Annotated in this window: 15 protein-coding genes; 9 read left to right on the forward strand and 6 right to left on the reverse strand. The window is 48.8% G+C overall.

Annotated elements, in window-relative coordinates:
• On the reverse strand, positions 1-773 hold a 773-nt coding region (locus D889_RS0102100; protein WP_018962104.1), incomplete at its 3' end, for an IS110 family transposase.
• 352 nt (positions 774-1,125) lie between these two features.
• Between D889_RS0102100 and D889_RS14815 the strand changes: the two genes are divergently transcribed.
• Complete coding sequence (locus D889_RS14815; protein WP_018962105.1) at positions 1,126-1,305, forward strand: Fur-regulated basic protein FbpA; 180 nt, start codon at positions 1,126-1,128, stop codon at positions 1,303-1,305.
• Between the two features lie 112 nt (positions 1,306-1,417).
• Here the strand turns inward: D889_RS14815 and D889_RS0102110 are convergent, their stop codons facing one another.
• Positions 1,418-2,737, reverse strand: a complete 1,320-nt coding sequence (locus D889_RS0102110) for an Nramp family divalent metal transporter (protein ID WP_010632173.1) — start codon at positions 2,735-2,737, stop codon at positions 1,418-1,420.
• 369 nt (positions 2,738-3,106) lie between these two features.
• Complete coding sequence (locus tag D889_RS0102115; RefSeq protein ID WP_010632174.1) at positions 3,107-4,435, reverse strand: L,D-transpeptidase family protein; 1,329 nt, start codon at positions 4,433-4,435, stop codon at positions 3,107-3,109.
• 285 nt (positions 4,436-4,720) lie between these two features.
• Between D889_RS0102115 and D889_RS0102120 the strand changes: the two genes are divergently transcribed.
• Positions 4,721-5,560: an aldo/keto reductase gene (locus tag D889_RS0102120; protein WP_010632175.1), complete on the forward strand. Its 840-nt coding sequence runs from the start codon at positions 4,721-4,723 to the stop codon at positions 5,558-5,560.
• A gap of 149 nt (positions 5,561-5,709) precedes the next feature.
• Here the strand turns inward: D889_RS0102120 and D889_RS0102125 are convergent, their stop codons facing one another.
• Entirely contained in the window at positions 5,710-6,621 is a 912-nt protein-coding gene (locus tag D889_RS0102125; protein ID WP_010632176.1) for a proline-specific peptidase family protein, read from the reverse strand.
• Positions 6,622-6,867: 246 nt separating this feature from the next.
• Between D889_RS0102125 and D889_RS0102130 the strand changes: the two genes are divergently transcribed.
• The 7 genes from D889_RS0102130 (at position 6,868) to D889_RS0102160 (ending at position 10,159) form a co-directional block, all read left to right on the forward strand.
• Positions 6,868-7,566: a YczE/YyaS/YitT family protein gene (locus D889_RS0102130; RefSeq protein WP_010632177.1), complete on the forward strand. Its 699-nt coding sequence runs from the start codon at positions 6,868-6,870 to the stop codon at positions 7,564-7,566.
• A gap of 304 nt (positions 7,567-7,870) precedes the next feature.
• Positions 7,871-8,200: a competence type IV pilus major pilin ComGC gene (gene comGC / locus D889_RS0102135; protein WP_010632178.1), complete on the forward strand. Its 330-nt coding sequence runs from the start codon at positions 7,871-7,873 to the stop codon at positions 8,198-8,200.
• Entirely contained in the window at positions 8,184-8,630 is a 447-nt protein-coding gene (comGD, locus tag D889_RS0102140; protein ID WP_018962106.1) for a competence type IV pilus minor pilin ComGD, read from the forward strand. Before comGC ends, comGD begins: the two co-directional genes overlap by 17 nt.
• Entirely contained in the window at positions 8,617-8,943 is a 327-nt protein-coding gene (gene comGE / locus D889_RS0102145) for a competence type IV pilus minor pilin ComGE (protein WP_010632180.1), read from the forward strand. The genes comGD and comGE overlap by 14 nt, the downstream gene beginning before the upstream one ends.
• Entirely contained in the window at positions 8,940-9,365 is a 426-nt protein-coding gene (comGF, locus tag D889_RS0102150; RefSeq protein WP_010632181.1) for a competence type IV pilus minor pilin ComGF, read from the forward strand. The genes comGE and comGF overlap by 4 nt, the downstream gene beginning before the upstream one ends.
• A gap of 98 nt (positions 9,366-9,463) precedes the next feature.
• Complete coding sequence (comGG, locus tag D889_RS0102155) at positions 9,464-9,853, forward strand: competence type IV pilus minor pilin ComGG (RefSeq protein WP_010632182.1); 390 nt, start codon at positions 9,464-9,466, stop codon at positions 9,851-9,853.
• Between the two features lie 102 nt (positions 9,854-9,955).
• A complete protein-coding gene (locus D889_RS0102160; RefSeq protein WP_010632183.1) occupies positions 9,956-10,159 on the forward strand; it encodes a YqzE family protein in 204 nt (67 codons plus the stop codon).
• Between the two features lie 32 nt (positions 10,160-10,191).
• On the opposite strand, the gene D889_RS0102165 is transcribed toward D889_RS0102160, so the two are convergent.
• Complete coding sequence (locus D889_RS0102165; protein ID WP_010632184.1) at positions 10,192-10,917, reverse strand: class I SAM-dependent methyltransferase; 726 nt, start codon at positions 10,915-10,917, stop codon at positions 10,192-10,194.
• 149 nt (positions 10,918-11,066) lie between these two features.
• The gene (locus D889_RS0102170; protein WP_010632185.1) at positions 11,067-12,038 is read right to left on the reverse strand and encodes an ROK family glucokinase; all 972 of its coding nucleotides are present in this window, start codon (positions 12,036-12,038) and stop codon (positions 11,067-11,069) included.
• Positions 12,039-12,059 lie beyond the last annotated feature (21 nt).

The following is a 12,059-nucleotide window of genomic DNA, read 5'->3' on the forward strand; positions in this document are numbered from 1 at the left end:
AATCCGGCAATGATGCGCGCATAACTGGCCAGCACGATGTCTACCGAATCCTGAAGGACTTTGCCCAGACGGTAGGCATCGCGGACGGCCTTTTGAATGACCTGAGCGAGTTTCTCCGGGTCACTAAAGCGGCCTTTGCCCGCCTGGTTTAACCGGGTCGCAAGATCCGCTACATCCATTTGGGCAATGTCATCCAGGGACAGAGAATCACTGAGGATGTCCATGATCGACGCACTAAAGACAGAAGTTGGGAGCTCTCGGGTCAGCGTGTTGCACTTGTAATAAAGATTTTCCAGAAAGTGCTGCTTACACTCCGTCATCTGATGGATCAGTTGATAACGCGTCCGCGTCAGCCGTTGAAGAGCGATATACTTCTCTTCCTTGATGATCGGCACCCGGTAACGTTCGATTCGCAGGAAATCCGCGATGCGGAACGCATCAATGGTGTCCGTCTTGTCCTCATCAAACAACCCTTTATAACGATGAATCATCGTTGGGTTGAGCGTGACGACATCCAAGGGCAGAGCTTTGAGCTCCTGATCCTCATGAAAGAACATCGCCGGATGAAAACTGTAGACGGAGGTGGATTCCATGCCAATGACGATCCGTTGATAATTCACAGACGCATTGGTTTTTAACACAAGTGCTTTAATTTCACTGGCACCGTTCAGGTCATTCGTCGTTGACTGTTGGGCCAACTTGTTTTGTTCACTATCCAGAACGCACACATCAAGTTTCTCGGAACTGACGTCAATGCCAACAAAGAGTTTCATTGGGAAGGACCTCCTTTCCCTCAGATTTTGGAATAAGCTCGGATACTGCGTGATGTCCCCTAATTACAACTGTATCAACGCGACCTCGCGATCAGTAGACTTTGATCACCGGCGCAAAGCTGCCTCATCCCTACTCATGATGAGTTGAGCCTGTGATCGCTACATCTTGTGCGTTTGCATCTCTGACAGTTGCCTGGGCGGCAGACTTTAAACGTAGATCAACTACAGGAGCGACAAACCTATACCAGTTGGATCCATTCCAATGAATAACTAGAGGATATCACGCAGTATTCGAGCTGAACAGAAGCTGAAAAACTAAAGTTCAAAATTAATAATACGAGGAGCATATACCATGACTATGCTGTTTCACCAAACTGTTGAATCTAAACGTGAGGAACTGATCAATCAACTGATCGATGCCGATGTCTATAAAATCAATGGAAAACAACTTTTTGAACTGCCGTTGTCTAAACTTGAAAGAACCTGCAGACAAGTCCGTCTGCGGAAGAATAATGAACACACCGGCACTTAACCAATGACTGCCGATCGATGCCACCGAATACATTCTACGAGCCGTGTACTTATTCTAAAAATGGAGAACGGGGCAGTTAACCTGCTCCGTTCCCCATTTTTTGGTGCAAGCTTCAGATCAGCGTTTGCAGAATCAGAAACACATTCAGACAAATCACTGTCGCCGCCACAGCCCAGGCGAGCAGCGTCGTGATTCTGTGATTAACCAGTTCCCCCATCAGTCTCCTTTTGCTTGTAAAAATAACAAGCGGAACTACCGCAAGGACAATGCCGAATGACAAAATGACCTGACTCATGACCAGGGCGTTCGTCGCATTGGATCCTGAAAAAATAATGGTCAGCGGCGGCACCATGGAAACCAGTCTTCTGACAAATACCGGAATCCTTTTATGGATAAATCCCTGCATCATGATGTCCCCGGCAAGCGTCCCCACCGATGAACTGGAAAGGCCGGCCGCAAGAAGGCCGATGCCGAACAGAAGTGCCGCACCGGGTGCGATTAATCGGCCGAACTGCTGGTAAGCAGCATTCAGATCGCTGATGACGGTATGACCGTGAAATGTCGATGCGGCAACCGTCAGAATTGTGGCGTTGACCAGACCGGCAATGACCATGGCAACCACAATATCGATCATTTCAAAATGAAAAATTTTCTTGCGCTCATTCGTCGTTCTCCCGATGACCCGTCGGCAGGTCAGGCCGGAGTGCATGTAGATCGCATGAGGCATGACTGTTGCGCCAAGGATCCCTGCAGCAAGCAGAACACTGTCCGTCCCCTGAAAGTGCGGCACAAACCCGGCAAGCAGCGCACTGAACTGAGGCATAGAAAAGATAATTTCACAGCTGAATGCGATGACAATGATGAACACCATCGTCGCGATCGCCATTTCCAGCGGACGGAAGCCGCGAATCTGAAAACCAAGGATAACGAGCACGCTGACGGCCGTCAGCAATGCGGCGGGAATCATCGGCATATTGAAAACAAGGTGGAAACCGATTGCCGCACCGATGAACTCAGCAAGGTCTGTGGACATGACCATAATTTCACCCTGGATCCAATAGAAAAAGGCGACAGCCGGTTTCCACTCATCTCTTACTATTTCCGGCAGATTTCGTGCCGTTGCGATGCCCAGTTTCGCTGACAGCGTCTGAATCAGCAGCGCCATCAAATTGGACAGAATGACGACCCAGATCAGCAGATAGCCGAACTGTGAGCCGCTCTGAATATTGGTCGCATAGTTCCCCGGATCAATATAGGCCACCGCAGCGATGAAAGCCGGGCCGAGAAACGGTAAAACTTTCTTCCATCCGGTCCGCTTTCCAATTGCCTTCTGATAAGTTTCCGACTGATTGCTCTTTCCGGAAAAAATATGAGGATGCGCCGGCGACGTGGTCGACAGCGAGAAGGATGATACATGTTCATGAACAGACATCATAAAAGCCCCGCTTTAGTATTCTTTCAAAAACCGCAGACAGAAAAGAAAAAAATAATGAATAAACACGCCGTGATTCCGATCTGTCCGAATCAGGCTGAATTCATTAATTCGTAATCATTCTTATTTAATACACTTTTAAATAGTAATCATTACTATTTGTTCTGTCAAGCGCTGTCTGTTATTCGCCAATGATAAAAAAAAATCTGCCTGATGAGAGGCAGAAAGATGCAAACCAATAGATCTCTATTTTTTATAATCAGTTTTCAGGCGGAAGGTGCGAGACTCGGGAACAGCGGGCACCCGCAGCGGAAAACGGCGTTCGGAATGAGCAGAGTTAATCCCTGAAACTATTTTCAGCAGGAAAAGTTAATAGACAACCACTGGCTCGTTCTGTTCCAGATAACCAAAGAGCTGGCCCATGACTTCCGGGGGCGTGTTGACACAGCCGCCTGAGCCTTGGGTCAGATAGGCCGCTGACGACCAGTTCCGGCGCCAGCCCGCGTCATGAAAGCCGACACCGCCCATCGTGAATGGTGCCCAGTACTTCACTTTCACCGCGTAATTCAGGTTGCCTGCTTCACTGCCTCTGAGGACCGAAGGCGACTGTTTATACTCAATGTACCAGAGTCCCTTTGGCGTATCCTCATGTGTGTTATGCCTGCCGGTCACAACATGTGTCGTCAGAACCATCCGGCCGTTTTTATAGATCCAGACACGCTGGTCCCTGATCGAGACCTCGGCATATGAAAAACCGATTCCATGGTTTGCGGTTGTATGATAACCAATGCCGTAAGTACTGTAGCCCACTCCGTAGACATTATAGGCTTTCAGCGAACGGGTGCCCTTTACAAATGCCTGTTCAACCCGTCTGGCCTCCTGACTAACATTCAGCGCCCAGCCATATGACTGTCCTCTGACTGAAATTGTTCCACCTGAATGGGTCCGGAAAGCAAAGTCCTTATTCAACGTTGAATAGGTCTTATTCAGTTCAGCGAGTTTTCCTTTGATTTCACGTGTATCGATCGTGTATTTCAGATCTTTTGAAACCTGTGCATTGCGGATCAGATCTGCCGCTTTAAATTCAAAAGGCTTGCCCTGAAGCTGATAGCTGACCGATTGCCCCAACAGATTCTGCAATTTTTTCTTTTCATTTTTAACAATGGTACTGTCGGCCTTAACCGGTTCAAGCAGGACCGGTTTCAGACGAATGATGCCGCTGTATTTCTGAAACTCGTAAGCTTTCAGTAATTTCCTGATGTTATACTGATTTCCCGCCACACTTGGTGTGATCTGAATCCGGCCGTTAACGAGCACGGCTTCAGCATCTTTGGGTGCCTTGAGCGTTTTGTTTAACGCCTTAATCTTCGCCTCTGCTTCTTTTTTCATTGTCTCCAGCGGATAGCGATTCGTTTTTTCAGGCAACAGAGAAAAATGCCTCTTTGCGCCTGACGGCCACCAGGTCCACTGCTGCTTCAGCAGTTTCTGGAAATGAGCGAGATCGCCGGCGTTAAAACCGGTTTTCGTGTCTTTGCCGTTCAGAATGAGCTTGTTGCCGATATAGAGTTCATTCCTGAGTGTTTCGCTGGATAGCTTTTTTACTGCCTGGTCCGGCGTCATCCCACCGACTGGTGTACCGTTTACCGTGACATGCGCATTGAAATGGGTTGCCTGATGATAACTGATTCCCGCAATCACAAGCGCTGCAACAAGGACGATACCGCCGCCGATGATCCAGTAAATTTTCCGAATGATTGATCACCTCAAAGCTAAATTAGGCCATTAGCAAATTATGTAATACAAATGTTTCATTTGTCATGAGATATTAATAGAATAGTTGAACTGCTTTAATTTTACAAGTCGGATCGAGCACCGGCACGGCCATGCTGGTAAAAGTTTCTTTTTCCCAAGAGCTCTTTGATAGACTTGCCTCTTTTCTGATGCTAGAATTCATCAGTAGAACAGCAAAGGGAGATCAGGACCATGACAACAATTCCGAGCATTACATTAAATGACGGCCTGACATTGCCGGCAATTGGTTTCGGTACCTACAGGCTGAACGGTGCATCAGGTGTCAACACAATTTTGAGTGCGATTGACACCGGTTATCGTTTACTTGACTCCGCCTTTAACTATGAAAACGAAGGTGCGGTCGGTGAAGCCGTCCGGCGCAGCTCAGTACCCCGGGAGCAGCTGCTTGTGACTTCGAAGCTGCCCGGAAGGCACCATACGTACAAAGAAGCGCTGGCAACCATACAGGAATCCCTATTCCGCGCCGGACTGGATTATTACGACCTTTATCTGATCCACTGGCCGAATCCAAGTAAAGATCTGTACGTTGAAGCCTGGCAGGCGCTGATCGATGCGAAACGGTGGGGACTGATCCGCTCGATCGGTGTATGCAACTTTCTTCCGGAACATCTGGAAAGGATCATCAAGGAGACCGGAGTGACCCCGAGTGTCGACCAGGTTGAACTGCATCCGTATTTCAATCAGGAAAAGCAGCGCGCCTGGGACAGGGAACACGGCATTGTTACCGAATCGTGGAGCCCGCTGGCACGTGCCAATCAGCTGCTTAAGGACGCAACGATTAAAAAAATTGCCGATGCCCACAACAAATCGATTCCGCAGATCATTCTTCGCTGGCATTTTCAGCTGGGCGCCCTGCCCCTGCCGAAATCTTCTTCACCGAAACGTCAGCTTGATAATCTTTCTGTTTTTGATTTTTCACTGACTGACGCGGAGATGCAGACGATTGCCGGGCTCAGCCGTCCGGACGGCCGGACATTCGATCAGGATCCGGCAAAATACGAAGAATTTTAACCTTGTTACATGCGAAAAGAGCCGGCTGTGCCGGCTCTTTTTTTATTCGTCTTTCTCCACTTCAGACGATGGAGTGAAAAAAGCAGCTCTATTTTTTTCGCAGCACTTTTTACAAATCGTGCCGCTTGTCTTTTTTCGTCCTGAAACCCTTAACCATTGAAATGGCCGCTTTCAACATCTTTGATGAATTGAGCCAGATGGTCGAAATAAACCGGTGCATTATCAATCATGTGATGATGACCGCCCTCAGGTGTCGTCGCCAGACGCGCATGCGGAATCGTTTCAGCCATGCGTCTTGCCGCTGTCAGGGGCATCGTTTCATGTTCGCCGAAGGTCACTAGCGTCGGCACGTTAATATTTTTCAGCTGATCACGAACATCCCAGGTACGCAGTTTTCCGGTGACGACGAATTCATTATCGCCCTGAAATTCGTTATACACTGGTGTTGCCATCGTGCTGATCAAATGGGAAATCGCCGGCGGCTGTTTCCGGTCGACATAACCTTTATTCAGAATGTCGACATAGCCCTGGTACCGGTCATTATCATAGTCGTTCGTCGCTTCACATTTTTTCATAAAGGCGACCGCATCGGCAGGCAGTGCCTGTTCGCGGATCTGATTGATATGGGTGACATATTCGTCAATGTTGTCCGTCATTGATGAGATGATTGCCCCTTTGAGGTGCTGACCGTATTTCAGTGCGTACATCTGGACGAGCAGGCCGCCCCAGCTCTGGCCGATCAGATAAAAGTGTTCCAGGCCCAGCTTCTTACGCACTTCCTCCACTTCACTCAGAAAATACTCATAGGTTAAATACTTTTTCGCTGTTTCCGGATCAGAATAATCCGGCTGGTCGGAATAGAACGAGCCCAGCTGGTCATACATATGAACCTGAATCTTCAGGCCCTGTTCCGCCAGTTTCTGTGCAAAATTCTCATAGTATTCGTGGGTGCCGCCCGGACCTCCGTGCAGGCAAAGCAGGTGAAGATCCCCTGTTCCCTGTGTATTCGTCCAAAGATGATAGCCATTATCGAGCGTCAAAATGGTTGTTCCCTGTTTCATTTTCTGATCACCTGATTTTTATTTTCTTTTTCTATCATATCACGAACACGGCCGCAAGTTGTATTGTCGGGCAGCCGATCTTACGGTGGAAAAATTGAAAGATAGCCCGGATACCCTCCCATCCAAAAAATATTTCTATCTTCGGTTATTGCGTACTATAATGATTTCTAGTATGTGTAAAGAAACCGAAAAGCAGAAAAAGGTTTCCAATTAATTATGATGAATCTTTTAAAGGGAGACTTTATTTTGACCTCAATCACCATACATCATGAAAATTCCCTGCAGATCAGGGGGCGAATCAGTTATTTTCTTATTTCCATCGTATTTAATGCGCTCGGCAATGCGCTGACTGTTGCGATCAATCTGGGAAGTGCCCTCTGGACTGCTTCGGCGGTCAATCTGATGCATTTCGCCGCGGTGCCGCTCGACGTCATGCTGTTTGTTTTCGGAATCGCCGTCATCTTCATCAATGTTCTGATCCTCCGCAGATTGGAATGGCAGCGGGTGATCGGCAACATCATCTTCATGATTCCCTTCAGCTACCTGACCGGTTATATGACGCAGCTCCTGCTGGTTTTCAATATTAATCTGCTGCCTCTGCCCGTCCGCATCATGCTCGACCTAATTGGCATCTGTTTCATCGCCGTCGGGATTTCGATTTACCAGCGGGTCAACCTGATCCTGCATCCCTGTGATGATCTGATGCAGATTATCCGGTTCAAATATTTCAACGGAAGCGCAACTATTGCTCAGCTGGTCACTTTTGCACCGCCGATCGTCATCGTCGCCATCACCTGGTTTCTTTCAGGACGGATTTATGCGATCAATATCGGTACCGTCTTCGCATTGCTCTTCCAGGGAACACTGGTCGGACTGTCCGACCGGTGCATCTTTCCAACGCTCAAACACCAGCATCTGATCGGCCGCCATGCCGGCAGTAACTGATTCGCTGTTTCGTTTGGATTGTCTTACGCACCAGCTTCATTTGCCATACAGTGTATCAGCATGTTCGTCATCCTTGTTTTGAATTCTGTCACAATTTTTTGTCCGGTTAAAAAGGATGCTGCCCCTAAATGTCGAAATCTATTTAATATCCCCTTGTACGGGTCCCGGTCCCGGATCATTTTGCAGGTTACATCCCCTGTCCATTTTTCTTTGTTTCCATTTTTTTAAGTTAGCGTTCAGGCCCCATTAAATCCTATCATTTTGACCTTTCTTCTCTTAATCCACCGCAAAAGGAGCTCTTCTCATGTTCAAAGCTTTCCGTAAACTCATTGCCGCTTCAGAAAGAGGGTTCACCCTGATCGAGATGATGATCGTCTTGCTGATTATTTCTGTCCTCCTGTTGATCGCGGTCCCGAACATGATTAAATCACAGGATGTGGTTCAGGACAAAAGCACCCAGGCAACCGTCAAGCTCGTACAGAGTCAGGTTGCTGCCTATCAGATGGATCATGACGGTTCGCTGCCGGCATCGCTGGATGAACTGGTACAGCAGAATTACGTCGATAATATCAAAACCCCAGAGGGAGAGACACTGGCCTATGATGCAGCGACAGGTAATGTCAGTGCCCCTTAACAACGCTTCGGATCAGGGATTCACCTTGATCGAACTGCTGATCGTTGTCTCCATCGTCTGTCTGATCACCCCGGTTGTCTTCATGAACAGTTCACGAACGGCAGACGAACAGAAAATGAGACACTTTATTGAAGAACTGGATCGCACGATCAGTGAGGCCCAGATTGAATCGATGTCTACATTGTCGACGGCCCGGATCATGTTCAATACCCAGGACCACTATTATCAGCTGATCCGATCCGGTACGCTGATGACACGCAGCATGGATCGCCGCATGGCGCTATACAGTACGACCGGAAGCTATGAAATAACGATCAATCCGGTTGGCAAGTTCAGTCAGCCTAAAACACTGACCTTTCACATCGGAACGATCCATTACCGGCTCGTCCTTCTTCTCGGACAAGGCAGGCACTACTATGAAAAATTCTAATCGAGGCATCTTCCTGACTGAAGTTATGGTATCCCTGACCCTGCTGACTGTTCTGATGGTGACGGCAATACCTTCACTGACCCACATTTATCAGGAACGAACCATCCTGCAGCAGAAAACAGAAGCACTTCAGGTGCTCCGATACCATCTGATGCACTGGAAAGCCGGTGAGACAACCGTTTTCCCGGAATTGCAGCCTGTGACCGATTTTTCACTGGTCTGGGAAAAGAAAACCGATCATGAAGCGCTGCTGTCCATTCATTGGTCGGACGGACCGCGGCAATTCACCATCAGGAGTGAAGCACGAAAATGAACCATCAGAAAGGGTATACGCTTTTATCCATGATGCTGGCACTCAGTATCATGATGATCACACTGGGTCTTGTGATCAGTCTGATTCATGTCCTGGCTGCCCGGTTTCAGGATGATCAGGGAAGCCGCCAGGAGGTCAGTCTGTTCTTTTTACAAACGGCTTCAGAACTGAACCTGTCCGATTCTGTCCGGACTGCACCCGATCACCAGCAACTCGTCATGAAAAAAGGAACCTCTAATATTGTTTATCAAAAGCTGTCGAAACAGCGCATTGTCCGCCAGGTTGACGGGGCAGGTTATGAAATTGTGCTTCAGCATGTTAAATCTGCGGAATTCTACAGCGACGGCCGCTACATGATGATCAAAATCGTCGACAGCAGCGACCGTCAGTATTTCTGGGCAGATTTACAGTTTAAGAATTAAGCCCTGTTTCTGCCGGTTTCCGCGGGCATCCTTCCAGTTCTGATGCCGCACATCGGCAAGCGAATGACATAAAACAAGCCAGCCGCATAGAAAGAGAGGTGATTCGTCTGAAAAACGAACGCGGGTTTATGCTGCCGCTGACCATGGTCGTCTCCATTCTGATTCTGTCGCTTATCATTCATAGCATTTTCTTACTTGACAGCGAGCGTCATTTTTATCAGTCTGCCCACGCGGTTTTCCAATTGCGCCAGTTGCGTGAGAACGCCTTCTCGGAACTGGGACGTGCTGTTAAGGAAAAAACATTACCTGAAAAAGGCTCGTTCCATTACGACGGGACGGGGACAGTCACGTTTACTGTCGTATCGGACGGTGCGGAGAAGGTCATCAATCTATTGCTGAAGAGCAGCGACCGGTCCCAGACCGATCAAGTTGTCTTTGATCCGGAAACGGCCAGGATTACGCGCTGGCAGGAGGCCATTCTTCCTTAAGCAAGATTACCGTGCGCCTCCTTCTGCACGAAAAAATGGTCTATCGTTGTATCCATATCCAGTTATAAGGGCATCCTGTATGTAAAAAGGAGCCTGCCCGTCATGAAATCTGAAGACTATGTCAAGTACCTTACCGAACAGCTCGTCCGTTATATGGAAACGCCGCGGGAACAGCGGCGAAGATCAAGACTGGAAAGCCGGGCTGCGCGTCCCGCACTTCGAAACCAGCTTTTCGGACAGATTCCCGATGCGATCGAGAACTATATCCGACGTCTCAGCTCGATTGTAAAGCAGAAACACCTCTAACCCGGTCCGAAGGCGGACCGGGTTTTTCATACTTATTCATCAGGTTTTGTCCCGCGATAAACACGATAGGTCAGCAGCTTATGGTAAACGTGAAGCAAGCGCATATGTTCCAGCCAGACCTCAAAGGTGCTGCTGTCCAGGGCCTCATCCATACGGAAGACGGGCAATGTCACATCCTGACCGGTGGGAAGAAAATTCTCCGCCTGGATTACCTGGACATTTGAAAAACCGGCCGATTCCAGCAACTGCCGCCATTCATCCGGTGTCCAAAGGCAAGGAACACCGTACAGTGCTTTGATCGGGTCAGCCTCTGCAGGAGTCAGTGAACGGGCAACCGTCATCTCATCAGCAATGAATGTCCCGCCCGGCTTCAGAACACGAAAATATTCAGCGATGGATCGTTGTGCCCGAGTAAAAGCCGTGACCGATTCCGAAAGCACCCAGTCGAAAGAAGCATCTGGAAACGGCAGTGCTTCTGCCGAACCAGAAACAATTTTAAACGTATTCCCCGCCCGGTGTGCCCGTTCCCTCGCCTGTTCCACCATTTTCGGATGGAGGTCGATCCCTGTGACATCAGTTTCGGGATGTGCCGCAAGCAGTTCTGCTGTCGCTCCGGTTCCGCAGCCGACGTCCAGAACCTTTGCCTTTCCTTTTTCACCGATCGCCCTGATCAGAACATCCGTCAGATTCTTCCCGCCGGGATGTGCATGATCCACCCCCAGTTTCGCCAAAAAATCAAGATACCGGTTTGCCGTCATGATTTACACTCCTCGCTGTTCTCCTGTTAAATACCCTATGAACCTCGGGAGGGTTGTGTGACAGCCGGTCAAAAGTATAAAAAAACACCCTGCAGGCGAGTTGTGCCTGCACAGGCGCAAAGTTATTATGATGGTCCCTTACTGCTCTTTCAGTTGTTGATTTTGGTCTTTGCCAACCACGCACCGCCGACAACACCGGCGTCATTGCTCAGCTGGGCAATATCGATTTTACAGGCATCAAATACTCTCGGAAGTGAAAATTCCTTAAAATATTTTGTCAGCGGATCAGTCAAAGTTTTCCCGGCATGCGAGACGCCGCCGCCGATGACAATCTTTTCCGGATTGACCACAATAGAGATAGCACCGAGTGCATAGCCAAGATAATACGCAGCTTTCTCCGCTACAGCCACGGATAATTGATCCCCCTTTGCCGCACAGTTAAACACATCTTCAGCGGAAATATCCCCGTTTTTCTCAAAGAGGTCACGCAGGATACTGTCTGAATCATTATAGTCCAGTGCATCGAGCCCCATCCGACGGATTCCGGTAGCGGACGAGACCGTTTCAAGACAGCCTTTTTTGCCGCAGTTGCAAGGTGAACCGCCCTTCGGAACCACGGTGATATGGCCGATTTCGCCGGCCATACCGCTGACGCCATGGACGATATCGCCATCAATAATGATGCCGCCGCCGACGCCGGTTCCCAGTGTGACACAAATCAGATTCTTTGCTCCGCGTCCGGCGCCCAGCCACATTTCGCCGAGGGCAGCCATATTGGCATCATTTTCAATAATCGCCGGCAAGCCGGTGAATTTCTCCAGTTCCTCCTTCAGCGGATAGTCCTCCCAGCCGATATTCACCGCCTTATAGACAAAACCGCTGGCCATATCGATGAAGCCCGGCGCACCCATACCGATACCCCGAACCTCCGAAGAACCGAGATTGTACTGTTTGAGTTTCTTTTTAATACTCTCACTGATATCCGCCGCAATATGGCTCCCGTTATCAATCGTATTCGTCACAATTGCCCATTTATCAATGGTCTTCCCGGCATCGTCAATCAGTGCCATTTTGGTTGTTGTTCCTCCGAGATCAACACCGATATTCATTTTTTCCGACATATAATCACCCTTTGCATCGGT

The organism is Sporolactobacillus vineae DSM 21990 = SL153, assembly GCF_000377985.1.
GTDB lineage: Bacteria > Bacillota > Bacilli > Bacillales > Sporolactobacillaceae > Sporolactobacillus > Sporolactobacillus vineae.

What these genes read in the sequence shown, in the direction of transcription:
- comGF (WP_010632181.1), top strand. Translation starts at nt 8,940, where the DNA reads ATGAACCATCAGAAAGGGTATACGCTTTTATCCATGATGCTGGCACTC.
- comGE (WP_010632180.1), top strand. Translation starts at nt 8,617, where the DNA reads ATGAAAAATTCTAATCGAGGCATCTTCCTGACTGAAGTTATGGTATCC.
- D889_RS0102170 (WP_010632185.1), bottom strand. Translation starts at nt 12,038, where the DNA reads ATGTCGGAAAAAATGAATATCGGTGTTGATCTCGGAGGAACAACAACC.
- D889_RS0102120 (WP_010632175.1), top strand. Translation starts at nt 4,721, where the DNA reads ATGACAACAATTCCGAGCATTACATTAAATGACGGCCTGACATTGCCG.
- D889_RS0102110 (WP_010632173.1), bottom strand. Translation starts at nt 2,737, where the DNA reads ATGTCTGTTCATGAACATGTATCATCCTTCTCGCTGTCGACCACGTCG.
- D889_RS0102165 (WP_010632184.1), bottom strand. Translation starts at nt 10,917, where the DNA reads ATGACGGCAAACCGGTATCTTGATTTTTTGGCGAAACTGGGGGTGGAT.
- D889_RS0102160 (WP_010632183.1), top strand. Translation starts at nt 9,956, where the DNA reads ATGAAATCTGAAGACTATGTCAAGTACCTTACCGAACAGCTCGTCCGT.
- comGD (WP_018962106.1), top strand. Translation starts at nt 8,184, where the DNA reads ATGTCAGTGCCCCTTAACAACGCTTCGGATCAGGGATTCACCTTGATC.
- comGC (WP_010632178.1), top strand. Translation starts at nt 7,871, where the DNA reads ATGTTCAAAGCTTTCCGTAAACTCATTGCCGCTTCAGAAAGAGGGTTC.
- D889_RS0102125 (WP_010632176.1), bottom strand. Translation starts at nt 6,621, where the DNA reads ATGAAACAGGGAACAACCATTTTGACGCTCGATAATGGCTATCATCTT.
- D889_RS14815 (WP_018962105.1), top strand. Translation starts at nt 1,126, where the DNA reads ATGACTATGCTGTTTCACCAAACTGTTGAATCTAAACGTGAGGAACTG.